Source organism: Pedobacter sp. ISL-64 (assembly GCF_018613605.1).
GTDB lineage: Bacteria > Bacteroidota > Bacteroidia > Sphingobacteriales > Sphingobacteriaceae > Pedobacter.
The window spans coordinates 1-24,621 of sequence record NZ_JAGGPU010000028.1 but is presented as its reverse complement, the minus strand read 5'-3'; the positions used below and the strand labels follow the sequence as shown (position 1 = coordinate 24,621).

27 protein-coding genes and 2 pseudogenes are annotated in these 24,621 nt (G+C 37.3%); 10 read left to right on the top strand and 19 right to left on the bottom strand.

Annotated elements, in window-relative coordinates; translation table 11 throughout:
* The first annotated feature begins 157 nt into the window (after positions 1–157).
* A complete protein-coding gene (locus tag J7E57_RS25295; RefSeq protein ID WP_215124788.1) occupies positions 158–1,345 on the top strand; it encodes a class I SAM-dependent methyltransferase in 1,188 nt (395 codons plus the stop codon).
* Positions 1,346–1,905: 560 nt separating this feature from the next.
* Here the strand turns inward: J7E57_RS25295 and J7E57_RS25290 are convergent.
* From J7E57_RS25290 to J7E57_RS25280, 3 genes are all read right to left on the bottom strand, one after another.
* Positions 1,906–2,481, bottom strand: coding sequence for a murein L,D-transpeptidase catalytic domain family protein (locus tag J7E57_RS25290; protein WP_262897862.1), 576 nt, complete (start codon positions 2,479–2,481; stop codon positions 1,906–1,908).
* 65 nt (positions 2,482–2,546) lie between these two features.
* Positions 2,547–2,906, bottom strand: a complete 360-nt coding sequence (locus tag J7E57_RS25285; RefSeq protein WP_057932144.1) for a DUF1304 domain-containing protein — start codon at positions 2,904–2,906, stop codon at positions 2,547–2,549.
* 48 nt (positions 2,907–2,954) lie between these two features.
* Positions 2,955–3,146, bottom strand: coding sequence for a hypothetical protein (locus J7E57_RS25280; protein ID WP_215124786.1), 192 nt, complete (start codon positions 3,144–3,146; stop codon positions 2,955–2,957).
* A 183-nt stretch (positions 3,147–3,329) separates the two neighbouring features.
* Here J7E57_RS25280 and dnaK point away from each other — a divergent pair, with 183 nt between their 5' ends.
* Positions 3,330–5,240 (top strand): molecular chaperone DnaK, encoded by a 1,911-nt coding sequence (gene dnaK, locus J7E57_RS25275; RefSeq protein WP_215124785.1) that lies wholly within the window; start codon positions 3,330–3,332, stop codon positions 5,238–5,240.
* Positions 5,241–5,597: 357 nt separating this feature from the next.
* Here dnaK and J7E57_RS25270 read toward each other — a convergent pair whose 3' ends face one another.
* The 11 genes and pseudogenes from J7E57_RS25270 to J7E57_RS25225 form a co-directional block, all read right to left on the bottom strand.
* Entirely contained in the window at positions 5,598–5,888 is a 291-nt protein-coding gene (locus tag J7E57_RS25270; protein ID WP_215124784.1) for a hypothetical protein, read from the bottom strand.
* 44 nt (positions 5,889–5,932) lie between these two features.
* Positions 5,933–6,625 carry a TMEM175 family protein gene (locus tag J7E57_RS25265; protein WP_215124783.1) on the bottom strand — a complete coding sequence of 231 codons (693 nt, stop codon included), beginning with the start codon at positions 6,623–6,625 and terminating at the stop codon, positions 5,933–5,935.
* Positions 6,626–6,631: 6 nt separating this feature from the next.
* Positions 6,632–7,708: a phosphotransferase enzyme family protein gene (locus tag J7E57_RS25260; RefSeq protein WP_215124782.1), complete on the bottom strand. Its 1,077-nt coding sequence runs from the start codon at positions 7,706–7,708 to the stop codon at positions 6,632–6,634.
* On the bottom strand, positions 7,699–8,598 hold the full coding sequence (locus J7E57_RS25255; protein ID WP_215124781.1) for an NDP-sugar synthase: 900 nt from the start codon (positions 8,596–8,598) through the stop codon (positions 7,699–7,701). The genes J7E57_RS25260 and J7E57_RS25255 overlap by 10 nt, the downstream gene beginning before the upstream one ends.
* 127 nt (positions 8,599–8,725) lie before the next feature.
* Positions 8,726–9,388: a hypothetical protein gene (locus J7E57_RS25250; RefSeq protein ID WP_215124780.1), complete on the bottom strand. Its 663-nt coding sequence runs from the start codon at positions 9,386–9,388 to the stop codon at positions 8,726–8,728.
* Between the two features lie 10 nt (positions 9,389–9,398).
* Positions 9,399–10,973 (bottom strand): helicase HerA-like domain-containing protein, encoded by a 1,575-nt coding sequence (locus J7E57_RS25245; RefSeq protein WP_215124779.1) that lies wholly within the window; start codon positions 10,971–10,973, stop codon positions 9,399–9,401.
* Positions 10,974–11,067: 94 nt separating this feature from the next.
* Entirely contained in the window at positions 11,068–11,373 is a 306-nt protein-coding gene (locus J7E57_RS25240) for a chaperone modulator CbpM (RefSeq protein ID WP_057932139.1), read from the bottom strand.
* A 5-nt stretch (positions 11,374–11,378) separates the two neighbouring features.
* Positions 11,379–11,927 carry a J domain-containing protein gene (locus J7E57_RS27380; RefSeq protein WP_317196573.1) on the bottom strand — a complete coding sequence of 183 codons (549 nt, stop codon included), beginning with the start codon at positions 11,925–11,927 and terminating at the stop codon, positions 11,379–11,381.
* Between the two features lie 159 nt (positions 11,928–12,086).
* A pseudogene (locus J7E57_RS27375) lies at positions 12,087–12,251 on the bottom strand (DnaJ domain-containing protein); the annotation flags it as partial.
* Between the two features lie 407 nt (positions 12,252–12,658).
* Positions 12,659–15,076 (bottom strand): alpha/beta hydrolase family protein, encoded by a 2,418-nt coding sequence (locus J7E57_RS25230; protein ID WP_215124778.1) that lies wholly within the window; start codon positions 15,074–15,076, stop codon positions 12,659–12,661.
* Positions 15,077–15,390: 314 nt separating this feature from the next.
* Complete coding sequence (locus J7E57_RS25225) at positions 15,391–15,807, bottom strand: DUF1801 domain-containing protein (protein ID WP_215124777.1); 417 nt, start codon at positions 15,805–15,807, stop codon at positions 15,391–15,393.
* A 275-nt stretch (positions 15,808–16,082) separates the two neighbouring features.
* Here J7E57_RS25225 and J7E57_RS25220 point away from each other — a divergent pair, with 275 nt between their 5' ends.
* The 8 genes from J7E57_RS25220 to xth all read left to right on the top strand — a co-directional run bounded on the left by J7E57_RS25220 (position 16,083) and on the right by xth (position 22,103).
* Positions 16,083–16,508 carry a helix-turn-helix domain-containing protein gene (locus J7E57_RS25220; protein ID WP_215124776.1) on the top strand — a complete coding sequence of 142 codons (426 nt, stop codon included), beginning with the start codon at positions 16,083–16,085 and terminating at the stop codon, positions 16,506–16,508.
* A 325-nt stretch (positions 16,509–16,833) separates the two neighbouring features.
* Positions 16,834–17,361: a Gfo/Idh/MocA family protein gene (locus J7E57_RS27195; protein WP_251030032.1), complete on the top strand. Its 528-nt coding sequence runs from the start codon at positions 16,834–16,836 to the stop codon at positions 17,359–17,361.
* Positions 17,361–17,804, top strand: coding sequence for a Gfo/Idh/MocA family oxidoreductase (locus J7E57_RS27190; RefSeq protein WP_251030031.1), 444 nt, complete (start codon positions 17,361–17,363; stop codon positions 17,802–17,804). Before J7E57_RS27195 ends, J7E57_RS27190 begins: the two co-directional genes overlap by 1 nt.
* A 350-nt stretch (positions 17,805–18,154) precedes the next feature.
* Positions 18,155–19,231, top strand: coding sequence for a PAS domain-containing sensor histidine kinase (locus tag J7E57_RS25210; protein WP_215124775.1), 1,077 nt, complete (start codon positions 18,155–18,157; stop codon positions 19,229–19,231).
* 40 nt (positions 19,232–19,271) lie between these two features.
* Complete coding sequence (locus J7E57_RS25205) at positions 19,272–19,922, top strand: response regulator (RefSeq protein ID WP_215124774.1); 651 nt, start codon at positions 19,272–19,274, stop codon at positions 19,920–19,922.
* Between the two features lie 124 nt (positions 19,923–20,046).
* Positions 20,047–20,565, top strand: a complete 519-nt coding sequence (locus J7E57_RS25200) for an RNA polymerase sigma factor (protein ID WP_215124773.1) — start codon at positions 20,047–20,049, stop codon at positions 20,563–20,565.
* Positions 20,566–20,643: 78 nt separating this feature from the next.
* A complete protein-coding gene (locus J7E57_RS25195) occupies positions 20,644–21,006 on the top strand; it encodes a two-component system response regulator (RefSeq protein ID WP_215124772.1) in 363 nt (120 codons plus the stop codon).
* Between the two features lie 320 nt (positions 21,007–21,326).
* Positions 21,327–22,103, top strand: a complete 777-nt coding sequence (gene xth, locus J7E57_RS25190) for an exodeoxyribonuclease III (RefSeq protein ID WP_215124771.1) — start codon at positions 21,327–21,329, stop codon at positions 22,101–22,103.
* A 5-nt stretch (positions 22,104–22,108) separates the two neighbouring features.
* On the opposite strand, the gene J7E57_RS25185 is transcribed toward xth, so the two are convergent.
* The 5 genes and pseudogenes from J7E57_RS25185 to J7E57_RS25165 all read right to left on the bottom strand — a co-directional run.
* The gene (locus tag J7E57_RS25185) at positions 22,109–22,516 is read right to left on the bottom strand and encodes a PAS domain-containing protein (protein WP_215124770.1); all 408 of its coding nucleotides are present in this window, start codon (positions 22,514–22,516) and stop codon (positions 22,109–22,111) included.
* Positions 22,517–22,703: 187 nt separating this feature from the next.
* Positions 22,704–22,970, bottom strand: coding sequence for a hypothetical protein (locus J7E57_RS25180; RefSeq protein WP_029275483.1), 267 nt, complete (start codon positions 22,968–22,970; stop codon positions 22,704–22,706).
* Entirely contained in the window at positions 22,970–24,085 is a 1,116-nt protein-coding gene (locus tag J7E57_RS25175; protein ID WP_057932128.1) for a M42 family metallopeptidase, read from the bottom strand. Before J7E57_RS25175 ends, J7E57_RS25180 begins: the two co-directional genes overlap by 1 nt.
* A gap of 106 nt (positions 24,086–24,191) precedes the next feature.
* A complete protein-coding gene (locus J7E57_RS25170; protein ID WP_251030033.1) occupies positions 24,192–24,395 on the bottom strand; it encodes a GNAT family N-acetyltransferase in 204 nt (67 codons plus the stop codon).
* Positions 24,356–24,621, bottom strand: a pseudogene (locus tag J7E57_RS25165) (hypothetical protein); the annotation flags it as partial. The pseudogene J7E57_RS25165 and the gene J7E57_RS25170, both read right to left, overlap by 40 nt.

Genomic DNA, 24,621 nt, shown 5'->3' with positions numbered 1-24,621 from the left:
TGTTTAATGCAATCGTAGCGGTTTTTGGAGTTGGAGATGCATGTACATATTACATTTTACATCTTCCATCAATTTTATAAAGTCGCTCTATTGTTACATTATCATGGATGTGTTCTGCTCCTAATAAACTTGATTATCTTTGGTGTTAAAATTATCGATGCCTGTGTCAGAATATATCAAACAATTTAAGATAGCCTTAAAAGAAAGCCTAAATGCAGCAATTTTTGTAAAGGTATCATTAGGGAATTATAAAGGTGAAGAGGAAGCATTAAAGCAGATTCTTGTGCGTAAGGTGGTGATTAAACGTGAAGATAAACTGGCCTTTACTTATCGCTATAAAACCCGCGATGTGGTGAAAAACTATGCAGTTGATGAAGCAATAGGCTTGATTACCGATTATCTTGAAAAAGGTTTTAAAATCGGTACTTTGTTTACCACCGAAAAGGATCTGATTTTGGAGGAACTGAACAATGGCAAGGTTGTTTTTAGGGAAAGCAAAGCATCAAGTGCAGCAGCGCCGCCGGCCAAACACGATAAAGAAAAAGCCAGGTTGATTAAACCAGAGGCGAAGTCTTATTTAACGGAATTGAAAATCACCGATGCAGAAGGAAAGGTTTTCAAAAATGCGCAGGATAAATTCCGCCAGATTAACCATTATATCGAAATTTTAAGTTCTTTAATTAAAGAGCTGCCAGAAGGAACCATTAAAAAGGTAGCTGATATGGGTTCAGGTAAAGGTTATTTAACTTTTGCGCTCTACGATTATCTGCATTCGGTTTTAAAGCTCGAAACTGAAGTTATAGGCGTGGAGTATCGTCAGGATATGGTTGATTTATGTAATCAGGTTGCTGTTAAATCTGATTTTGATAGACTGAATTTTGTTCAGGGAACGATTGAAGATTATAATGCTGAGGATGTAAACCTCTTAATTGCATTACATGCCTGCGATACCGCTACAGACGATGCCATTTTTAAAGGGATTAAAGCCAATGCCGAACTGATTGTTGTTGCACCTTGTTGCCACAAACAGATCCGTAGAGAGATTGAGCAACATAAAGTGAAGAATGATGTTTCGTTTTTAACTAAATATGGCATCTTTTTAGAACGCCAGGCCGAAATGGTTACCGATGGAATCCGTGCCTTGATCTTAGAATATTTCGGATATAAAACCAAAGTTTTCGAATTTATTTCGGATGCACATACACCTAAAAATGTGCTTGTGGTGGGGGTAAAGGGCAAGGAGCATGGAACAGAGAAGAAAGCAGATATTTTACAGAAAATTAAAGCAAGTAAGGAATACTTTGGAATTGGCTATCATCATTTAGAAAGACTGTTGGAACTGTAATTTAACCGCAAAGAACGCTAAGTTTTTCGCAAAGAAATGCAAAGCCATTGCTGAAATCATGATGCTAGGTTAAGCTATAAGAGCAATCGTCATTCTGAACTTGTTTCAGAATCCTTCACGATAATAGACCCTGAAACAAATTACCAGTGATGTTGTTTTATAATTATTTAAATATGAGCGGTTTATGTGATTTTGTATTTCCGCCCAATTAGGCCGTAGCACCATATCCCCGTTCTACTTAAATCCGGCCTAACAAATTTTTCGGGCCGCACTGCCCCCACCCACACCACTAACCTCTAAAGAAAACGGCGAAGCCCTCATGAATGCAGCTGAAAACTAGAATACAAATGAATAAATTTTCAGCCGGAATTTTTTGTTTTTTCATGGGTCTTTAGGTTTTCAACGGCATTCAAGCTAGCTATGCTGGTCTTTTTGATGCCAAAAAGAAAGAGCCTTTCAGCGGCGGTGAGCCGAGGCAAGAATGAGCCTCTGGGCAAAAAAAGGATATGCGTCATTTATTGATTTTTATACAATAAATTATCCCTCAAGATGACGGCAAGTCAAACATATATCCAAAGCAACACGGTTTTTTTCTTGGTTTTGAGCAACGCATCAATCTTTCGCATGGTACCGTCTGACAAAACGGGGCAGCCAGCACTTTGTCCGAATAAAGTTTGGGGGTAAATTTCCTGGTTGGGAACTGGCGTGTAGGAATGTAAAACCACAATCCGTTTAAAAGCATTACTATTCGTTTTTTCTAAACCGTACATTTTATAATGTACATTAATCCCCCAATTGCTGTATGAGCGGCCTTTAACTTTGTATTTGCCTAAAGAGGTGCAATAACTGCCTTCTTTGTTGCTGAAAACCAGTTTGGTTGGCGTACTGCCGCCACCAACACCATGGGCACAAAGACCTTCGATGGTGATTTCTTTTTGCTTAAAATCGTAAACAAAAATTCTGTTTTTACCAGAATGGATACTCATATCAATCATAATGGCGATTGAAGTATCCATCTTATTTTTCTGGCAGAAGGCCAATGCTTCCTTAATTCTGTCTGCACTTACGTAGTGATTAGCCCTGGGTTTAAAGCCGAACAACGTAAACAAGATAAGAAGAGCGGATAGCTTATGCATATTATGTTGATGGCGCTAGGAACTTACTATGTAGGTTGGTGCGACACCAACCAATAGAATGGAACTTACAGATGCAATAAAATCAGTGCTATTAAAGCTGGAATCGACTGTACGTAAAGAATTTTTTTACTGGCCGTTGCAGCGCCATAAATACCAGCGATAATGACACAGGTTAAAAAGAATATGGCCACATAAAATTTCCAGTGATGATCGGTTATGCATAACGACCAAATTAAACCTGCTGCTAAAAAGCCATTGTATAATCCCTGGTTTGCTGCCAGTGTTTTTGTTGGCACAAATAAATCTTTTGGGATGGTTTTAAATACTTTCGGTGCCTTGGTGGTCCAGGCGAACATTTCTAACCAAAGGATATAGATGTGGATGAAGGCCACTAAGCCGATTACGATTTGTGCTGCTAATTGCATTATAGATTGGATTATACAGATTAAATGATTGCACCGATTGATTGTAATTTAAAGATATAAAACTTTGAGGGCATTTAGATGATCACTCATTATTTCTGCTTGTGTTTTATCACCGAAGCGCAAAAAATGCTGTTCAATAAACCCGATAATAGCGGGCACGAGTGAAACGATTAAAGCGATTAGCTCCAAAGGAGTCCCTTTAGGACGGGCTGCTGCCTCCGAAGTACTGCTGACTTTCATTTTTAAATCATTTTAAGGAATTTGTCTTTCAGCTTATTCTGTCATGCTGTCAGTAAACTATAGTCTCTTTTTTTACATTTTATCAGTCTTTTACCAGTATTATCTGCCAAAACCCAATTGGCACAAGCATTGTTTAATAGGAGTAGAAATTATAATACTTTAAAAAGAGAAAATACAAATACAATGGGAAAAATTATTGGAATAGACTTAGGAACAACAAACTCTTGCGTGAGCGTAATGGAGGGCAACGAGCCTGTAGTTATCGCAAACAGTGAGGGTAAACGTACTACACCGTCTATTGTTGCTTTTGCAGAAAACGGTGAGCGTAAGGTTGGCGAGCCTGCTAAACGTCAGGCTATAACCAACCCAACAAAAACGATATATTCGATTAAACGCTTTATGGGTAACAGCTACGACGAAAGTGCGAAAGAAGCTGGGCGTGTACCATATAAAGTAGTTAAAGGTGATAACAATACACCACGTGTTGAAATCGACGACAGAAAATATACTCCACAAGAGATTTCTGCAATGATTTTACAGAAAATGAAAAAAACTGCTGAAGATTTCCTGGGTCAGGAAGTAACTGAAGCGGTAATTACTGTACCAGCTTATTTTAACGATGCACAACGTCAGGCTACCAAAGAAGCTGGCGAAATTGCAGGTTTAACAGTAAAACGTATCATTAACGAACCAACTGCAGCTGCTTTAGCTTATGGTTTAGATAAAGCACACAAAGACATGAAAATTGTTGTGTTTGACTGTGGCGGTGGTACACATGATGTTTCTGTTTTAGAATTAGGTGATGGTGTTTTCGAAGTAAAATCTACTGATGGTGATACTCACTTAGGTGGTGATGACTTTGACCACATTATTATCGATTGGTTAACTGACGAGTTCAAAGCTGAAAACAGCATGGATTTAGCTAAAGACCCAATGGCTTTACAACGTTTAAAAGAAGCTGCTGAGAAAGCTAAAATTGAGTTATCGAGCACAACTTCTACTGAAATTAACTTACCATACATTACTGCTGATGCCAGCGGCCCTAAACACTTAGTACGTACCTTAACCCGTGCTAAATTTGAGCAATTAGCTGATAGTTTGATCAAACGTACTATCGATCCTTGTAAATCTGCTTTGAAAAATGCTGGTTTAAGCACAAGCGATATCGACGAAATTATCTTGGTAGGTGGTTCTACACGTATCCCTGCTATTCAGGAAGCGGTTAAAGCTTTCTTTGGTAAAGAGCCAAGTAAAGGTGTTAACCCTGATGAGGTTGTGGCAATCGGTGCTGCTATTCAAGGTGGTGTGTTAACTGGTGATGTTAAAGATGTATTGTTATTAGACGTTACACCTTTATCATTAGGTATCGAAACGATGGGTGGTGTAATGACAAAATTAATCGAGTCTAACACAACTATCCCAACTAAAAAATCGGAAACTTTCTCAACCGCAGCTGATAACCAACCTTCGGTAGAGATCCACATTTTACAAGGAGAGCGTCCAATGGCTGCTCAGAACCGTACAATTGGCCGTTTCATTTTAGATGGTATCCCACCAGCACCTCGTGGTGTGCCTCAGGTAGAAGTATCGTTTGATATTGATGCCAACGGTATCTTACACGTTAGTGCTAAAGATAAAGCTACCGGCAAAGAGCAAAAAATCCGTATCGAAGCATCTTCAGGTTTAACTGACGCTGAGATCAAAAAAATGAAAGAAGAAGCTGAAGCTAATGCAGCAGACGATGCTAAGCAGAAAGAAGAAGCTGATAAAATCAATGGCGCTGATGCTTTAATCTTCTCAACTGAGAAACAATTAAAAGAGTTTGGTGATAAATTATCTGCTGATAAAAAAGCACCGATCGAAGCTGGTTTAGAGAAATTAAAAGCAGCGCACGGTTCTCGTAACTTTGCAGATATTGATGCAGCACAAGCTGAATTGCAAAATGCATGGAACGCAGCATCTGAGGAAATGTACAAAGCCGGTGAGCAACCTCAGGGTGGCGAACAAGCACAAGCTGATGGTCAGCCTCAAGGTGGTGGCGATAACGTTACCGATGTTGATTTTGAAGAAGTAAAAGAAGACGATAAGAAATAATAGTCTTGAGTCTGATTTCTGAGGTGTAAGTCTTGGGAGGATAAAATAAAAGCGTTTCTGATTAAGTTCAGGAGCGCTTTTTTGCTTTTTAAGCATTGGTTGGATAAAAATGTAAAACCATTTAAATTTAAACTTATATGTTTCTAATATGTCTTATATGGTAAAAAGAATTTGGAAATGAGCGGTTCAATACTTTTCGGAAACTGCAGCCCCGCCATTTGCTAATCCGATGAAGGATCGGAACCGCTGCTGTCGGGTTTAGGAAGGGAGTTAGTGCTTTTGGAAGGGTTTGAATAGCGATTAGGTTAACTTATGTGTTCCTTAAATGACTGGTATGGTTAAATATTGGCATATTGTTTAATTTCTTTTGCTTAACGCAGAAACGATCCTTTCTGTTATAAAACTGTAGAATAAACAATTTATTCCTAGCCCGAGAAAGAAAAAACTTCCAGCCATAAAGTTGAAAAATATGGTATGCATAGAAAAACGAAAGATGTAAAATAGTTTGGCTAATGCTTGTATTAAGGCACTATTGCCATCTGTACCTTCATCAACAGCTCCTGCGGCAATAAGTGTTATAAAAGTGAAAATACAAAAAATGAGTGTTGCAGAAATGAAAATCAATGGTTTAAAGCTATTTCCTTTCATATTGTTTAGCCCTTAGCTGTGTAAATGTTACAACTCAAATTAAATCACTTTCTGTGCCTTGCCTTGGGTTTTTCATGATATTCCAAGTCGTTTGCTTTGCCAAAAAACCTATTCAATAAAGCAATTGCCGGCCAAATTAACATCGGTGTAAATCTGCTTAACATATTCATACTATTTGTGCTCGGCAAAAGTAGGTCGATTAGGATACCCAACAAAAATATGGCCGGTACAATCAACGTTCTCCAACGAGCCAACTGACGGGTTTTTAAATCGTCAAATCCATCAGAAATACGACCTTTATGCTTAATAATGTAAGTCAACATTCTATAATTGAGAAAGCCAGTTAGCGCTACATTTAAGGAATAAAACCAAAAAGGGAGGCTATATGTGGTGTTGTCGCTATAATAAGCTGAACTAAATGGCATAAGGATAATCGAAAATAGAAAGAAGAAATTCAGCCAGATTAATTTATCATCGTAATCTTTAATAAAAGAAAACATGCGGTGATGAGAGCGCCAGTAAATCGCAACAACAAAAAAGCTGATAATAAATCCAACAAATTTGGGGATTAAATTTAACAACTGATCGACCATTTCAGTAAAACCCATATTTTTGTGGATTTCTGGAGCCTTAATTTCTATAATTAAGAGCGTAATGGCGATTGCAAAAACGGCATCAGTAAAAAGAATCATTCGTTCAATCTGAAATTCTTTCTTTAATTCAACACGGTCTGACATAAAAATCTAAATTAAATTCTGTTCAATAATATCCTGTAACTCTTTTTCGTTTGCAGCAATTTCTTGCAATAGTTTAAACTGATTCTTGGTCCGGTCTAAATTTTGTGTGGGGTAACTAATAGGATAGTACTTGTTACCGCTCAAATAATCAGTTAAGAAGCGCAGGGCTTGCATATAAATCATGTACTTTCCTGAGAATAAGATGAGTTCTTTTTCTGTTTCTGTCAAAATACTTTTCATTTCGGATAAGTAACCCTTTATTGTGGCCTCAAAGTAAGGCAAACGAATCTTAACCTTATCCAGATCGGTTTCGTTTTCAGAGAAGGCACAAAGATAAGTGCGCATCATATCGCCCAGGTCGGAAATAAACTTGCCAGGCATAATGGTATCTAAATCGATTACGCAGATACCTTCGTAAGTCTTATCATCTAATAAAACATTGCTGATTTTGGTATCGTGATGCATTACACGATCTGGAAAATCAGTTCTGTGGGAGTATGAGGTATAATAATCTAAAATATATTTATGTGCCAGCGCATCTTCAATCTGTGCTTTTGCCTCATCTTTTAATGTTTCTTCTGCATGGCTTAGGGCTAAAATAAACTGTTCGTACCTTAAGCCTAAATCGTGGAAACCCGGAATAGTAGGCTGAAGTGTTTTTGCATTAAAATCATCTAATAATCTACTCAGTTTGCCAAATTGTTTTGCAGCTTCGTATGCTTGCTTAGGATCAGCTAAAACTTCTAACGAGATGGTATTTGGCACGAAAGGAAGCATCCGCCAATATTCATGATGAATGTGCGCCATTTCTTCACTATTTGTGGTAGAAACAGGCTTTATAAAAAGATATTCAGGGCAAGTGAAAGTGAGGTAATCGGCAATAGACCTCAGGTTGCTGGCAATGGTCTGGGGTGATTTAAAAACCGAAGTATTTATATTTTGAAGAATGTATTTCTTCTTTTCGGATAGGGGTGAAAGCAAATAAGTACGGTTAATTAAACCCGTACCTATTTGTGTAATTTGTGTATTTTCTTTAGCGTATCCGTAGGCTTTTAAAACTTCGGAATCTAAATTTAGTTCCATAGTTTTTCTGGATATGTTCCGTTTTTAACCAATTGGTCAATACTATCCTGAACATAAGGTTTATCTTCTTTATATGTTACACCAAACCATTTGTTTGAGGTTGGCACTACTTTAAAGGTTGCGGTATTACTTTTTACCAGGTTTTCGCCAATTAATGGAATAAAGAATTCTGCCTTAGGCTTATCTTTGTTTGCTTCAGCAAATTCTCTGAACAATTCTTCCGTAATTTTGAAAACCGCTGGTGTAAATCCCCAGAAATTCATTGAAACCGGGGTTTCATAGGCTAATGGGAACTCTTCGCCATTTTCTTCGTAAAAAATACTGCCATCTTTAGGATAAACTTTTGTGCGTTCTACAATTTCTTCCAGATTGCCAGCTGCATCTACTTTGCAAACGCCACGGGAAACGGCGCCAAACTCCGATAAAGTTTTGCCAACCTCATAACCAATAATAGCATAGTTGCTGTCTGTTACCTCTGTAGTTAAGAAATCGACCATTTTTTTAAAGGCATCAAAACCATAGTAATCATCAGCGTTAATTACACAAAATGGCTCTTTAATCACGTTTCTGCCCGAAAGGATTGCATGTGCGGTACCCCAGGGCTTTTCTCTATAAATTTCCTCTTGGATGCCAAACTGTTTTAAATCGAAATTTTGAAAAACATATTCTGTTTCAATTCTTCCCTCAAGTTTAGGTTCGAAAATGGCTTTGAATTCATTTACAAACTCTTCTTTAATAATAAATACAACTTTGCCAAAGCCAGCGTTAATGGCATCATATATTGAATAATCGATAATGGTTTCGCCATTTGGGCCAAAACCATCAATCTGTTTCATACTTCCATAACGGCTTGCCATACCTGCAGCCAATATTAATAGGGTGGGTTTCATCTATGTTTATTTATTTTTATTTGTAGGAGCCATGATAGTTAAAATAATTATTTGATCATGCCGGCTTCGTATTGCGAAATAGTAATAGGCATATAAATTATATCAAAAATGGCCATGTCTTTTATGTTTATATTTTGTTTAGGTATTCAAATAACTTCTTTAAATCGCTATCGTTTTTTAAATCAATTTTTTCTTTTTTCAAATACTCGTTTAATTCTTGCACTTTAGAAGGGAATAAAGCTAAAATTGTTTTCTTCGTGGGTGTAATTTTTGCAAATTTACCATCTTTGAGTATGAAATAGCCATTTGTTGTATTAAAAGTTTTATTGGTAACCGCAGAGCCGTATTGTTTGCTTTCAACAATCTTTTTATTCGTCTTTTTAAATAATGAAGTCGGCCCTGAAAAGATAACTTCAAAATAAGACGCATTATTAAAATGATCTACTGCCGGCAATCCATTAATGTACTTATCCGATATATTTAAATCGGGATTTAAAAGTTCAAATGCTGTAACCGGTTCTGCGAAATACATCAAATTGCCGTTCTCATGTTTGAAAATTAGCTTATCGTCCATTACATTATACTTTAAAGGCATGTCTGCATAATGTTTCCCCGATTTAGTGGTTACTTTTCCTTTAACCCAGTAATCAAATAAATAAGGAGAGCCTGTTACATCTTCGTACTTTATTTCTCTTAATTGGGTGCCCTGGACTTCTGCAAATGGAGTAAGTGCATATTGACTATAAGAGTTTAATGAAATAAGTGAGAGAACTAAAAATAGATATTTCATAGTTAAGTTTTTAAAATCCAAAAAGTCCACCACCGGTTTTTGAGCGTGTTTTCTTTCCTGTTAGCATGCCAAAAATACCGCGAACAATTTCTTTACCAATCTGGCGTGTTATTGTTGCGCCCATTACCTGTTCAACAAGGCTCTTTTCTCCCGGTTTAGGCTTGCTTTCTTGTTCAGCCTGTTTCTGAGCCTCAACTTCCTGCTTTTCTTGTTCTGCTGCTGCAGTTTGCTCATTAATGCGTTTAGTTAAAATATCATAAGCACTTTCAGGATCGATAGGATCTTTATATTTAGTATACTTCGAACTGGCATGAACAAGCTGATCGAAATCAGCAGCGGTAAGTGGTCCCATTACAGCCCTTGGTGGAGTAAGCATGGTAGCAGATACCTCCGTTGGTATGCCTTTTTCATTTAATACGGTAACCAAAGCCTGACCTGTTCCCAGCGAGGTTAATATTTTATCGATCTCGTAGAAATCTGATTTTGGATAGGTATTAACTGTTTTTTTCAAAGCATCTACATCATTAGGCGTAAATGCCCGTAATGCATGTTGTACGCGGTTACCCAGTTGCCCTAAAACACTTTCAGGAACATCGGTAGGCGCCTGGGTACAGAAGAAAACACCAATTCCTTTTGAACGGATTAACCTGATAATGGTTTCAATCTGCTCTAAAAATGCTTTCGAAGAATTTTTGAACAATAAATGTGCTTCATCAAAAAAGAAGATCAGTTTTGGTTTGTCTAAATCGCCAACTTCGGGCATGGTATTAAATAACTCAGCCAGTAAGCTTAATAAAAATGTAGAATATAATACGGGCTGATTTTGAACATCTGCAATATTTAACAAACTTATGGTTCCTTTGCCATCAACACGCTCAAAAAGATCTTCTATATCAAAAGATTTTTCGCCAAACATACCCGCTAATCCTTGCTGCTCTATAGCGACAATTTTTCGTAATATTGTACCAGAAGTAGCGGTAGAAATGGTGCCATAACTGCTTTTTATTTCGGCGGCTCCGGCACCCTCTGATAAATAAGAAACCAGTTTCTTTAAATCATTTAAGTCGATAATCGGCATTTTGTTATCATCGGCATATTTGAATATTACTGCCATAACGCCCGACTGGGTATCATTTAAATCTAATACTTTAGATAAAAGCGTTGGCCCGAATTCTAATACCGTTGCCCGCATCTGAGAACCCATTTTACCCGAAAGGGAGTAAATTTCGATGGGAAAGCCAGATGGAGAAAAAGGTTTGTTGAGCTGTTGTGCTCTTTCTTCTATTTTTGGATTAACAGAGCCGGGCTGGTTTAAGCCTGATAAATCACCTTTAACATCTAACATAAAAACAGGAACGCCCGCATCTGACAGTTGCTCTGCCAATAATTGCAGGGTACGTGTTTTACCTGTTCCGGTTGCTCCGGCAATTAAACCATGTCTATTCATCATTTTTAACGACAAATTAACCTCAGCTTCGCTGTAAACCTGACCGTCTAAAATTCCGGCGCCTAAATAAATGTACGAGCCCGTAGGGGCATAGGATGATTTTATTTTTTCGATGAATTTTGAAGAAAGATCGCTCATTTTTTTAAATTAGATTGCCAATTTAAGAAAGATATCTTAAAAAGATTGTGTTTTTGTTTCCACTTTTAATGCAAAATACTGCACAAACGGTTGTTTAATGGTGTTGGTTAAGCTGCTTATAATAATTTAGTTCGTTCTGAAGGGCGGTTATTTCTTCCTGCATATTTTGCAATTGATTAAGCAGATGCGAAACAGCATGAATGCCCTCTAAGTTGATTTCCAGATCATGCGCTAGACGAAGATACTGCTCCAATTTGGTCAATTCATCAACTGGCAAAAAGAGCGATTGCTTTTTAACAGTAGTGTGGATCAGGCCAAAATCTTCAAGCGATTGGATAAAGTTGATCTCTACGTGGTGGTAAGCACAGATGTCTTCTACAGGTATTAGATTGGTTCCCATAATGGTTAGAATTTGGAAAGTTTTTCAAATAGTTCTTTTTGTTCGACATTTAGATTGGTAGGTAATTTTACCTGCCACTTGATATATAAATCGCCAAACTGATTTTCTTTTTTATAAAGTGGAAACCCTTTTCCTTTTAAACGTAAAGTAGCATCGGGCTGTGTTCCCTCTGGCACTTTAAGTTTGACCTTGCCGTTTAATGTTTCTACAATTTTTTCGCCACCTAAAATGGCGGTATATAGGTCTATTTCTTCCTGGAGGTAGATATCGTTCCCTTTTCGTTTAAATTTAGGATGATCTGTAATGTTAAATTTGATGTATAAATCTCCCGGAGGGCCATTGTTAACACCTGGTGCACCGTAACCTGGTAGTTTAATTTTCTGCCCATTTTCTACACCCGCCGGAATGGTAATGCGTACTTGTTTACCGTTTACGGTTAAGGTCTGTTTGTGCGTTGTATACGCATCGAGTAGATTCAATTGCAAATCGGCATTGTAATCCTGGCCTTTAAAAGGAGAATTTCTACTGCTTCTGCCTCCGCCGCCGCCAAACATCGAAGAAAAGAAATCAGAAAAATCTTCGCCTCCAAAACCTCCTGAATAGCTATTATCGCCATATCCTCCACCTTGCGACTGGTATTGCCTTTGCTGCTGTTGCTGGGCATCTAACTGATCGGCATGTTGCCAATCTTTACCATACTTGTCATATTTCTTACGCTTTTCCGGATCACTTAAAACTTCGTTTGCTTCGTTTATTTGTTGAAATTTTTTATTGGCTTCCTCATTGTTGGGATTAAGATCGGGGTGGTGTTTTCGGGCTAATTTTCTATAAGCTTTTTTAATATCCTCGGTTGTTGCATCTTTTTTTAAATCGAGGATTTTATAATAGTCTATAATGGCTTAACAAATAAGTAAAAGTAATGTTCAATTTAATTGTATAAATGTAGGTTTTATAATGGTGTATTTCAATGGGGATTGTCTTAACCAGGGTAGTTGTTTATAGTTTGAGATACTTTACCATTAAGAAATATAAGAGCATTAAGGTTTTTTGGCAATTGTCTTAACTGGCTTAATTTATTAATCACTATGTGTGCAGGGAGATGTTACCATCTGACTGATTAATAAACTTAGTATAAACATAATTATAAGGCAGAAACTAAGTGATTGAACTGAAATTTACTTTATCGTATCAGATAGGAATAACTGTCAGCACGCAAAGGAAAGACCGTTAAACAAAAAAAGCGCCCCATATAGAGGCACTTTAATCGATAAAGGTAGAGAGAGATTTATTTTTTGTTTTTTACATATTTTTCTAACCATTGGTCTTGCTCCCAAAGCATATGCAACAAGTTTTCTTTGCCGCGGTAGCTGTGTGCTTCATAAGGTAAAAATACAAAACGGGTAGTACCGCCGGCACCTTTAATGGCATTGAACAAACGTTCGCTATTAATAGGGAAAGTACCTGGGTTATCGTCAGAATCGCCGTGGATTAACAATATAGGAGTTTTAATTTTATCTGCATAACTGAATGGGCTCATTTCGTAATACAACTGCGGTACCTGCCAATAGGTGCGCTCTTCGTTTTGAAAACCAAAGGGCGTAAGTGTCCGGTTGTAAGCACCGCTACGGGCAATGCCTGCAGCAAAAAGATTAGTATGGGCCAATAGGTTTGCAGTCATAAAGGCACCATAACTATGCCCTCCAACAGCCATCCGTTTTTTATCGCCAACGCCTAAGTCGGCCAGTTTATTAATAGCAGCTTCGGCATTGAGCTGTAATTGATCTACAAAGGTATCGTTAGGTTTTTTACCATCTTTGGCAACAATTGGCATTTCTGCGTTATCTAATACTGCATAACCACGGGTTACCCAGAAAATGGGAGAGGCCCAGCTAATTGTAGTAAATTTATCTTTCGATCCACGGATCTGTGCTGCATCTGCTGCGGAGTTAAACTCGCGTGGGTAAGCCCAAATTAATGAAGGTAATGGTCCATCTTTATCCTTATTGTAACCCTTAGGTAGGTACAGGTCGCCCGTTAAATCTACACCATCGGCACGTTTGTAAGAAATTTTCTGTTTGGTAATGCCCTCTAAAGATGGATATGGATTAGTGAAATTAGTAATTGGTTGATCGGCGATGCGAAGCATCAGGTTTTTAATAAAGTAGTTAGGTACTAATTTTTGACTCTCTTTACGGGTAAGCAAAACCAGTTTGTCAGGATTAATTACATCGCTTACATATTCGAAGGTTCCTTCGGCGCTGCGCCAGATAATCTCATTCTTTTTAGTGGTTAAATCGAATTTGGCTAAGAAAGGTAAGTCTCCTTTTTCTGATGAACCTACTATATTGTTCATTAACAGTTTAGTGCCATTGTCAACCGTTTTAATTACCTGTCGGCCATATTTGTTTTTCGTAGTAACCGGAGAACCTGGGTTGCCATAAGCATCTGTTTGGTTACGGCTGTACAATTCTTCTACTTCGCCTGTTGTAGGGTTATAACGGCTCACTTTATTGGTTTGTTTGCTACGTAAACCTTCCATAATCAGGGCAAGGTTAGCATCACCCCATTGTACGCCACGGTAACGGGTCTGCGTTTTAAATAATTCTTTTTCTGTGCCGGTAAAAGGTGCACTTAACGCATAAACTGCATCATGAAAGGGAACATTTTTTTTAATTAAACCGCTATCCAATGGCTTGCTCCAAACCAGTGTAGCAGGTTCATCATCCCTCCAATCGAAACCACGCGGTACGTTTTGCGTATTGTCGTAACCAGATGGTGTACCCTCGGATGAAGGCAGTTCAGCAATAACCTTAATGGTTTTACCGGTTAAATCGGTAATGGTTACTGTTGATGGAAAACCGTTTGCAGTAACCAAATAAGAAAAAGGTTTGCGTATAGTTTCGATCATCATGTAATTTTTATCAGGCGATAAACCTGTCGAACCATAAATAGCTGGTTTACCAATGGATGTTTCTACACCTGCTGTATTTTTTACCAATTGCGAGGTTGCGAAAAACTCGAACAATTGTTCGTCAAAAGGTGATTTAATTAAATCCTGAAAAGTGGCGCTTGGTGCAGCTTTACCTAAGTTTTGCTGAATGGTTGGCCCTTTTGGCATCAATGGTTTTGTAGGTGCAGCACTTGCAGGTTTAGTTACCGTACGGTAGATAATGGTCTTATCATTTAACCAGGTAAGGCCACTCCCTAAAACCACATTTAAAAAAGCCTTATTGGTTTTGACTGCTTTTTTTGTAATCAGATCAATAATATAAAGATCCACTCCTTTTTGAGTGGTGTGGGTAAAGGCAATTTTATTTTCTGATGGGTTCCAGCTAATGTTGCTGGCATATAATGGTTTTGGCAGTCCTATAACCTGAAACGTTTGGTTGGATTTGATGTTTTTTAAACTGAAGTTGTTAATGTAGGTTTGCCTGCTCGGCGAGTAATTATTTGGATTTAACCTTAAGCCTGCAATTCTGTATTCGGGCAAGGCCAGTTCTTCTACTGAGGGATAAGAGTTGCGCTCGCTAAATAAGATCCATTCTGCTTTGCCATCAATACTTACGCCAGGTGTTGGTTTGGCAAGTAATAAATCGGTAATTTCTTTTGGGGGTGTTTGGTAGCTTACTGCATCTTGTGCGGCTGAATTAAGCGAAATACAAGCGCCCGCTATCAATAAATAGAGGTGTAGTTTTTTAATCATTTCCAGTTTTTTGTTCGAAATAAGGAATAATCAAATATTGTAAAATTTAACTTATTATCGCGTAACTTCTTATTTACATCATGATGTGGATGCTTTCTTTCATCTCAAGGCACTGAATCTTTTTAATAAATGGCCTTCTTAATGCCTTTAAGTTCTCACTAACAATAATGTTTTAACCATTGAGGAGTTAAGAGAAGTTAAGGATATGCATGCGGCAATCTTTTAATTGCAAATAATGTCGTAATAAAGATCCCAAGCGGGCAGATTTATATTTTATGTTCATCTGTTGCATCATACATTTTATATCTTTCATATTAAGGATACAAGCTACTTGTGTGGGCTACAGCGTTGATAATCATTTCTTTTAAAACTTCGATGTGGATATCGCTCATTTTTTTAAAGTAGATACAGGCTTTTGATGTTTTATGTTTACCGAATCTGGAAAGCAATTCTTCCCGATCTTTAAATTGAGAAGATAGATATAAAACTATGGCATCTTTTCTTGGAGAAAAACCAACCAATGGTGTATCACCTTCCCGGCCGCTTTCATATTTGTAATGGTAACTTCCAAAACCAACAATGGCATTTCCCCACATTTTAGCTTTAAAACCTGTGATTAAACTTAAGATATCCGACAGGTTAAAACAATCAGCTCTTTTGTTTTCGTTGGGAATGGTATTTAAAAAGTCTGGAACGCTTAAATCGTTTTCGGTAGTTTTATTCTGTGCCATGTCTTTTTTATGATGAATATAAGGGTTTGATCAAATAATTTCAATTTCTGCGGTTATTGTATTTAAAGTAATACGTTATTTCTTAGAAAAAGTAGGTTTAAAAATCATTCATTTTGAGCGTATTTCACAGTAATTCGCTAATGCAGTTTGACATATGTCAAAAAATCGACACCTTTTATACAACCTTATACACTTATTCTTACATTTGAATTGTCAATCGTCCCCGATAACTGATTTAATTATTTTTTCATTTTTTTTAAAAATTAATTATCTCAATGACAACACAACAACAAAAACAAGGAGAAATTCTTGAACGCTTAGTGCGCAGAGATCGCATGGGCATCAGTGAGCTTTCAAGGAAACTTAATGTAAGCCGCAGAACAATTTACAACTGGTTTGGTCAAGACAGAATTGGGCACGAAGTAATTTGGCAGGTAGGCAAGTTATTAGGTCAGGATCTTTCTTCGGCATTTCCGGAAGCTTTCCCTAAGTACAATGCCGAATCCATCAATCAAACGACAGATCCAGGTAAACAAATCGGTTCGGATAATAATTCTGTGTATTTCTGGATGAATAAATATATTCATCTGCTGGAAAAATACAACGACCTGCTAATTACAGAAGAGCAGCAAGAGTTAGAGCCAATTGATAAGGAATTCCCACTTAGAAATAAAAGATCTGATACATTTTTATATCAATAAAACTAAGTTTTTCGCCAATAGAAATAAGCTAAGTCATCCCGTTAGATTTTTCTTTTTATTTATATCTTAATCCTGGCCACTTCGTTTTCCTATCTTCAACATTGTAATATTTTTAGGTATTAACATCAAGAGCTTTTTTAAATTTCTAATTTGGTAACCATCAAATTTTAGAAATGAGCGTATGAGGACTACTTATCTGATTAGGTGTTTTTTTATCACCAATACCTTTATTCTTTGCTTTTTACTTATTTCTTGCACTGTTAAAGCACAGCAAAAATTAAATGTGGCAATAGCAGGGCTAACTCACGATCATGTTTATCTTATCATGAACAGCTACCAAAAAGCTGAAGTGAACATTATTGGTATTGCCGAAAGTAATCCTGAGCTGGTTAAAAGGTTTAAAAACCGCTATAAAATTCCCGATAGCCTATTTTATAATAACCTTCCTGATTTATTAAAGAAAAAGAAACCTGATGTTGTTTTGGCATACAATGCCATAAGCGGACATTTGGCTGTAGTAGAAGCTGCCGCTCCCCTCGGCATATCGGTAATGGTAGAAAAACCGTTGGCAATAACAGTTAAGCAGGCAGAAAGAATGGCTGAACTAGCGGCACAGTATAAAATACACGTACTTACCAATTACGAAACTACCTGGTATCCGAGCAATCAGGAGCTTTACAAGGATGTAAAGGAAGCCAATACCATTGGTGCCTTGCGCAAAATAATCGTGCACGATGGCCATCAGGGACCAAAAGAAATTGGAGTGAGTGCTGAGTTTTTAAGCTGGTTAACCGATCCCAATCAGAACGGGGCAGGCGCATTGGTAGATTTTGGCTGTTATGGTGCTAATTAATGACCTGGTTAATGGATGGAAAAGCCCCAATTTCGGTTAGCGCAATTACCCATCAGATTAAAAAAGATGTTTATCCGAATGTTGATGACGATGCAACAATTTTATTGGAGTACCCATCGGCCACGGGAATTATTGAAGCATCATGGAATTGGCCCTTTAGCATAAAAGATATGGAAGTATTTGGTGTAAATGGATACATGCAGGCCGTTAATGATAAAACGTTAAGGCTAAAGAATAATGGGAAGGACGATTATAAAATTTACCAGGCTAAGACATTGAAGCCAATTTATTCAAACCACTTAAGTTATCTATCTGCAGTTTTAAAAGGAGAAATTAATCCTGCAAATGATTTATCCTCGCTGCCGAATAATTTAATTGTGGTCAAAATTTTAGCGGCTGCGAAAAAATCAGCTCAAACAGGTAGAAAGGTGATTTTAAAATAGCTACCACATAATAAAAATAGCCACCTGTGCGATGGCTATTGGTAAGAAGAATGGTGCCTTCTCTATGGTGTGCCTGCCCTCCGCGGATCTCCCGCTCACAGGACTTTTTTATCTTTCTTTATGCTTAACAATTTAGGCAATAGTTGGTTTTGATCCGCAAAATAATTTTGCACATCGTGTGGAAAATGTTAATATCTCTAAAAACGGATCAAGAGTAATCTACATGTTTCCATATGAAGTATTATACGCATTTATTGATTAAAACTTTTTAGGGCGTGCGATGTTTGTGATGTGGTTGCTGCCGATGATATAATTACATCGTTTAGTGGCAAATTATCAAACATTAAATCATGGTCGAATTAAAGAAAGAGCTTTTTTGTAACCTGGGCGACCGCTCTGTTGATGGGTATTTTATTTTCGATTATACGGCACAAAATTTTTCATACCTCAATAAATCGATAAGTAAAATTTGGGAACTTGGTCTTGATGAAATTGCGGCTAATCCTCAGCTACCTTTAGCGCGGGTACATCCCGAAGATGTTGCACATGTAATGTCCTGTTACAAAGAATGCCTAGAAGAAGGTACGGAGAAAAAATATGAATTCCGGTTAATATTTGCCGATAGAGAAAAATATGTGCGGGTAATTGTGTTTGCCGTTGCCGATGAGGAAGTAAAGCGTTTAGTAGGTACAGTAGAAGATACCACGATAATGCGCCATAATAAAATCCATATTGAACAAATAAACGCCCGAAAAAATATAACCTTAGAAGTATTGGCGCACGATTTAAAAGAACCGCTGGCCATGATGAAATTAACTGCTTCATCTATGAAAAATAGTATTGCTCAAACAGGCGATGAGCAGATGATAAACTCACTAGCTTTTATTCTGGATATGTGTGAGCGTAACCTGCTTTTGGTACGCAGCATGATTAACCGGGAGTTCTTAAAATCATCGGTAATAGAAATTGGCAAGGAGCGGGCAGATTTGGTCTGGGAACTTAGGGATGTGGTTCGTTTTTACAAACGATCGAAACTAGGCAAAATGAAGAATATTAAATTCACAAGTTCTGCCGAACAGATCTACCTGTACCTGGATAGCATGAAATTTATGCAGGTAATCAATAATCTAATCTCAAATTCAATAAAATTTACTGCCGATTATGGGAATATTACTTTACATGCCGAGGAATATGAAAGTACTGTTTTAATTACTGTAGCCGATAATGGGGTTGGAATTCCAGATGAGTTGCAGGCCGGCCTTTTTGATCATTTGCCCGAAACTTTAAGACCAGGTTTGAAAGGCGAAGAATCGGGAGGATTTGGCATGGGAATAATCAAAGCAATTGTTGAGTTGCACCAGGGAAAAATCTGGTTTAAAAGCAAAATTGGTATCGGAACTACCTTCTATATTGAGCTACCTAAGTAGCCTTTTTTAATTTTAAAACAGTGTAAGTTATATTTGAGTTATGATTAACATTATTCTTGCGGATGATCACCATATTATCCGGACCTCACTTAAAGCACTTATAGAAAAACACGAAGGCATCAAGGTTGTTGCAGAAGTATCAGACGGTTTGGCGGTTTTGGAACTTTTGGAAAAGGGAATAAACGCTGATATCATTTTATCAGATATTGTAATGCCTGGGCTCGATGGAATAGCTTTAGCCAGCACCATTAAGGAGCGGGGATACGACATAAAAGTTGTTGTTTTGTCTATTTTAGATGATGAAAAGTACGCATCAAATGCCTTTACATCAGGCGCTTTTGCTTACCTGTCAAAAGATATCGAAGAAGATGAATTGCTGTTTTGCCTAAAGCATGTAATGAAGGGAAAACGGTACCTTTCCTCTAATTTATGCATCTCCATTTTAGAGCGTTTTAATACCCAGTTAAATATGCTTTCGCAAAAAATGAATACTGAAATCAACTTTTCTGAACGCGAAATTAATGTATTAAAACTCATCGCGGATGGGTTGACCAATCAAGAAATAGCGGACAAATTGTACTTAAGCAGGCGGACAGTAGAGAGCCAGAGGGAAGCTTTAATCAGTAAAACCGGCACAAAAAACTCTGCTTCTTTGGTTCGTTTTGCTATACGAAATGGTTATGTAGCCTAGTATTTTTGATCGTTTTAGGGCAATTTTTTCGTGTTTTAAATAAACCGTAAAAAATCGGGTATTTCTACAAATAACATTGCATGGTGCTATTTGTTGAATATCTACATCAGACCTAAAACGAATCATGGAAACATTAAATTTCAATTGTGACATATACCAATACAGGCAACCACTTTTCGATCGCGCATTAGCGTATACGCATGACGAAGACGATGCTGCCGATTTAGTTCAAGACACCTTTATGAAGGCGTTTAGATTTTCGGCTAAGTTTGAGATGGGGAGTAACGTGCGAGCCTGGCTTTTTACGATCCTAAAGAATACCTTTCTTAATCATTACTATAAGGTAAAACGGAAAAATGAAATGATCCAGCAGGAAGAGGATTTAACTTCCATCCAATTGGTTCCAAGTGCATCATTTAATGGTGGTGCGGCAAAGTTTATGATGGAGGACATCCAAAAGTCATTAAATGCCTTGCCAGAAGATTGCCGTTTTTGTTTTTGCCGTTATTTTGAAGGTTATAAATATCATGAAATTGCTGCTGAGCTCGATATCCCATTAGGCACTGTAAAAACCAAAATACATGTAGCGAGAGGGCTTCTTAAAAAGATGCTTAAAAATTATAAATCTGGTTTGGCTGCCTAATGTTCTCATCATTTATTCGGTAAATTCAGGTATAAATACATCATGTGAGCTAATTAACTTAAACTAGATTTGTTGCATATGAGCAACCTGCTAGTTAAGAAAATCTTCATAGTTGATGATGATGAGAACATCCACGATATTATAAATTTAATTTTTGAAGAAGAACATTACCTTATTAAAGGCGTTTTAAGCGCCGATGATCTGGAAGAAGCAATCGCTGATTTTCTGCCAGATATTATTTTATTGGATATCCGTATTGGTAAACATGATGGTAGGAATATTTGCAATAAACTAAAGCACAATCCTAAAACAGCTCATTTGCCCATTATATTGCTTTCTGCTTTAAATATGGATAATTTAGGCTGCTCACCAACTGCCATCATTGAAAAACCTTTTGATATCATGGATCTCCAACAGAAAGTGAAAAACATTGTTGGATAAAAACTAAAGATCATTTGAGCATAAAAAAGGGATAGACTAACAGCCTATCCCTATATCTAAACTCAAACATGCGCTCAAACATGAATGAATCTCCAAAATTAAACATTTTAGTTTATTATTAGTTTTAAAAAGCAGTGTAAATAGTTAAAGATTACATATTAGAAGGTGTTAAGCCACGCTTAGTTTTACTATCTGAAACACTTAGTTTCATTTTTGAGTTTTATTGCTGAGATTTATAAAATGAAATTATCATGATTTTCAAAAACTGTACTCCAGGTCAATCACGATTGCTTCATCACCATTAAAACATATTAATACAGATGAAAATAGCAACTTATAATGTAAACGGAATAAATGGGCGCTTACCTGTGCTGTTACGTTGGCTGGAAGAAACCCAACCCGATGTAGTGTGTTTACAGGAATTAAAGGCTCCGCAAGAAAAATTTCCGGAGCAGGCTATTAAAGATGCCGGTTATAATGCCATTTGGCATGGTCAAAAAAGTTGGAATGGCGTTGCTATATTAACTCGAAACCTGGAAATAAAAGAGCTGAAACGAAATTTGGATGGCGATCCTGAAGATTTGCACAGCCGATATATCGAAGCAATGGTGAATAATGTTATAATTGGTTGTCTTTACCTTCCGAACGGAAATCCGGCACCGGGACCAAAATTCGAATACAAGTTACGATGGTTTGAGCGTTTTACGGCCCACGCGGCAAAATTGTTAGAATATAATTTACCAGTAGTTTTATGTGGCGATTATAACGTAATACCTACAGAGCTTGATGCCTATAAACCAGAACGTTGGGTTGAAGATGCTTTATTCCGTCCTGAAACCCGTTTGGCTTTTCAAAATTTAATGGCGCAAGGCTGGACAGATGCAATCAGAAAATTATACCCTACGGAAACCATATATACCTTTTGGGATTATTTCAGGAATGCATATGGTAGAGATGCGGGATTAAGAATTGATCATTTTTTACTAAGTCCTCAGGTTAGTGATCGCTTAAAATCTGCAGGAGTAGATAAACATGTGAGGGGCTGGGAAAAAACAAGCGATCACGGTCCGGTATGGATTGAACTGAGCGAAGTTTAATATTATTACGGCTTATTCTTTAAATCGGTTACATCTAAAATTGTTCCTATTAATTTTAAGCTTTCACCATCCTGCTGCGATAGTATTCCGTCGGCTTTAATCCATCTAATTTCACCGTTAGGCCTGCAAATTCTATGTATTGAGTGGTAACTGGTTTTTTCTCTCGAAACCGTGAGTTCAATTTCATCCTGAACGTGGTCAAGGTCGTCTGGTAGAATTAAGCCTAAAAATTTTTCATAACTTAAAACCTCATCTGGCGGGCAACCTAGGTTTTTCTTAAATGACCGGGTTGAACGGAGTATGCCCGTTGCTATACTTAATTCCCAAAAACCAAGGCCAAGGTGGTCGAACACCACATCCCAATGATCATCGCAAATAATGGATAGATCAATATTTTTCTTATTTGTACTCATAAATAAAGGATAAACTATTTGAGGAAATTACATAAACAATTTAAAAGTATTTTGAGTATTAATAAAAATAAACCTAGTGCTCAGGGGTTTAAATAAAATGGGGAGCAAAAGGTAGGATGGTTTAGCGTAGTTGCCCGAGCAGGCAAAAAATAAGTCAAGCTTTAAAACTTGACTTATTTAGGAATAATTAATGCTGATTGGTGTTTTTTGACTTTTCTATCAGTTCTTTTTGATCGCTCAAATCTTTATAGTAAAAATAACCACCAAATCCTAAGATGAGGATGATATTACTTATTTTGAAACTATGATCTAACCAATAACTAAACGCTGGCACATTACCACTAAAACTCTGTTTAATGTTTGGCCAGGAGTTAAGAATGAAAATAATAACAATCATTAGCAAAACCTTTAGCAAGGTGCTGATGATGATCTTTTGGTGATTTACTTTTTCCATTATTTAAACTCTCTGAAATCCTGACCGTCGGTAATGTTCAACAAGCTTTCATAAATCAAGCTGATTACATTATCAACATCTTCTTTATGTACCATTTCTACGGTAGTATGCATATAGCGTAACGGCAGCGAAATTAATGCTGATGGTACGCCGCCATTCGAATAGGCAAAAGCATCGGTATCGGTTCCGGTAGAACGCGAAGACGCCTGACGCTGGAAAGGAATATGGTTTTTCTCAGCGGTTTTAATTAATAATTTATTTAAATTGGTTTGAACAGCTGGCGCATACGAAACCACGGGGCCTTTACCGGCTGATAAATCGCCTTGAATGTTTTTATTAATCATTGGCGTAGTGGTATCGTGTGTTACATCGGTAATAATGGCCACATTGGGTTTGATGCGCTGGGCAATCATCTCGGCACCGCGTAAACCAATTTCTTCCTGAACAGAGTTTACAATGTATAAGCCGAAAGGAAGTTTTTTCTTGTTCTCTTTTAATAAACGTGCTACTTCGGCAATCATAAAACCGCCCACGCGGTTATCTAAGGCACGGCCAACATAATAGCGGTCGTTCAAAACCATAAACTCATCTTCGTAGGTAATTACACAACCTACGTGGATGCCCAATTTTTCTACTTCTTCTTTTGTAGTACAACCACAGTCTAAAAAGATATTTTTTAATTCTGGTGCCTGTTCTTTTTCGCCATGTCGGGTGTGGATCGCTGGCCAACCGAATACTGCTTTAACCAATCCCTTTTCAGTATGAATATTCACCCGTTTTGATGGCGCAATCTGATGATCTGAACCACCATTGCGGATTACATAAATTAAACCATCTGCGGTGATGTAATTTACATACCAGGAAATTTCATCGGCATGTGCTTCTATTACTACTTTAAAAGCAGCTTTAGGATTAATAACACCTACAGCGGTACCGTAGTTATCGATAAAGTGTTCGTCGATATATGGTTTTAAATAGTTTAACCAAAGTTTTTGCCCTTCCCATTCGTAACCGGTAGGAGCAGGGTTATTGATGTATTCTTCAAGAAACTGCAGCGATTTTTTAGTTACCACAGCAACATGTTTTTTCTTTTCGTCGTCTTTTTTCTTAGCCATAATATTATTCTATAATTATTCGTCATCCTGAACTTGATTCAGGATCTGATTAATGAGATGCTGAACTAAATCCGATAGCAATAGGATCAGCATGACGGTTGGTAATTTAAAGTTCTTTTTCCATTACTACAAAATCGTAACCATCTTTAAAAAAGGTTTTATCGGTTTCGTGGAAGCCAAATTTAAAATAAAATTCCTTAGCATTTACACGTGCGTTGCACCATAGTTTTGTCGCTTTTTGAATTTTACAAAAATCAAGGATATAGGCCATTAGTTGTGAGCCATAACCTGCTTTTTGAGTATCGGCCAGAACGGCAAGTTTACGGAATTGGTATTTATGTCTGGTAAATTTCTATCAAACAAGATTACCGGATTGCCGTCATCCAAAAGCATCTGAATATCTTCTTCTATTCCTTTAATCGGTGAGATAATGTAGGCATCAACCTTACGCGATTTGAACATATTGATTAATTCTTTTGCTTTATCTACGCTGTTTTCGGTGCTGGAATAATTAATTTTATATCCTTTTTTATAGG

Coding starts and splice junctions, on each gene's coding strand:
- J7E57_RS25295 (WP_215124788.1), top strand. CDS start 158: ATGCCTGTGTCAGAATATATCAAACAATTTAAGATAGCCTTAAAAGAA.
- J7E57_RS25290 (WP_262897862.1), bottom strand. CDS start 2,481: ATGCATAAGCTATCCGCTCTTCTTATCTTGTTTACGTTGTTCGGCTTT.
- J7E57_RS25285 (WP_057932144.1), bottom strand. CDS start 2,906: ATGCAATTAGCAGCACAAATCGTAATCGGCTTAGTGGCCTTCATCCAC.
- J7E57_RS25280 (WP_215124786.1), bottom strand. CDS start 3,146: ATGAAAGTCAGCAGTACTTCGGAGGCAGCAGCCCGTCCTAAAGGGACT.
- dnaK (WP_215124785.1), top strand. CDS start 3,330: ATGGGAAAAATTATTGGAATAGACTTAGGAACAACAAACTCTTGCGTG.
- J7E57_RS25270 (WP_215124784.1), bottom strand. CDS start 5,888: ATGAAAGGAAATAGCTTTAAACCATTGATTTTCATTTCTGCAACACTC.
- J7E57_RS25265 (WP_215124783.1), bottom strand. CDS start 6,625: ATGTCAGACCGTGTTGAATTAAAGAAAGAATTTCAGATTGAACGAATG.
- J7E57_RS25260 (WP_215124782.1), bottom strand. CDS start 7,708: ATGGAACTAAATTTAGATTCCGAAGTTTTAAAAGCCTACGGATACGCT.
- J7E57_RS25255 (WP_215124781.1), bottom strand. CDS start 8,598: ATGAAACCCACCCTATTAATATTGGCTGCAGGTATGGCAAGCCGTTAT.
- J7E57_RS25250 (WP_215124780.1), bottom strand. CDS start 9,388: ATGAAATATCTATTTTTAGTTCTCTCACTTATTTCATTAAACTCTTAT.
- J7E57_RS25245 (WP_215124779.1), bottom strand. CDS start 10,973: ATGAGCGATCTTTCTTCAAAATTCATCGAAAAAATAAAATCATCCTAT.
- J7E57_RS25240 (WP_057932139.1), bottom strand. CDS start 11,373: ATGGGAACCAATCTAATACCTGTAGAAGACATCTGTGCTTACCACCAC.
- J7E57_RS27380 (WP_317196573.1), bottom strand. CDS start 11,927: ATGTTTGGCGGCGGCGGAGGCAGAAGCAGTAGAAATTCTCCTTTTAAA.
- J7E57_RS25230 (WP_215124778.1), bottom strand. CDS start 15,076: ATGATTAAAAAACTACACCTCTATTTATTGATAGCGGGCGCTTGTATT.
- J7E57_RS25225 (WP_215124777.1), bottom strand. CDS start 15,807: ATGGCACAGAATAAAACTACCGAAAACGATTTAAGCGTTCCAGACTTT.
- J7E57_RS25220 (WP_215124776.1), top strand. CDS start 16,083: ATGACAACACAACAACAAAAACAAGGAGAAATTCTTGAACGCTTAGTG.
- J7E57_RS27195 (WP_251030032.1), top strand. CDS start 16,834: ATGAACAGCTACCAAAAAGCTGAAGTGAACATTATTGGTATTGCCGAA.
- J7E57_RS27190 (WP_251030031.1), top strand. CDS start 17,361: ATGACCTGGTTAATGGATGGAAAAGCCCCAATTTCGGTTAGCGCAATT.
- J7E57_RS25210 (WP_215124775.1), top strand. CDS start 18,155: ATGGTCGAATTAAAGAAAGAGCTTTTTTGTAACCTGGGCGACCGCTCT.
- J7E57_RS25205 (WP_215124774.1), top strand. CDS start 19,272: ATGATTAACATTATTCTTGCGGATGATCACCATATTATCCGGACCTCA.
- J7E57_RS25200 (WP_215124773.1), top strand. CDS start 20,047: ATGGAAACATTAAATTTCAATTGTGACATATACCAATACAGGCAACCA.
- J7E57_RS25195 (WP_215124772.1), top strand. CDS start 20,644: ATGAGCAACCTGCTAGTTAAGAAAATCTTCATAGTTGATGATGATGAG.
- xth (WP_215124771.1), top strand. CDS start 21,327: ATGAAAATAGCAACTTATAATGTAAACGGAATAAATGGGCGCTTACCT.
- J7E57_RS25185 (WP_215124770.1), bottom strand. CDS start 22,516: ATGAGTACAAATAAGAAAAATATTGATCTATCCATTATTTGCGATGAT.
- J7E57_RS25180 (WP_029275483.1), bottom strand. CDS start 22,970: ATGGAAAAAGTAAATCACCAAAAGATCATCATCAGCACCTTGCTAAAG.
- J7E57_RS25175 (WP_057932128.1), bottom strand. CDS start 24,085: ATGGCTAAGAAAAAAGACGACGAAAAGAAAAAACATGTTGCTGTGGTA.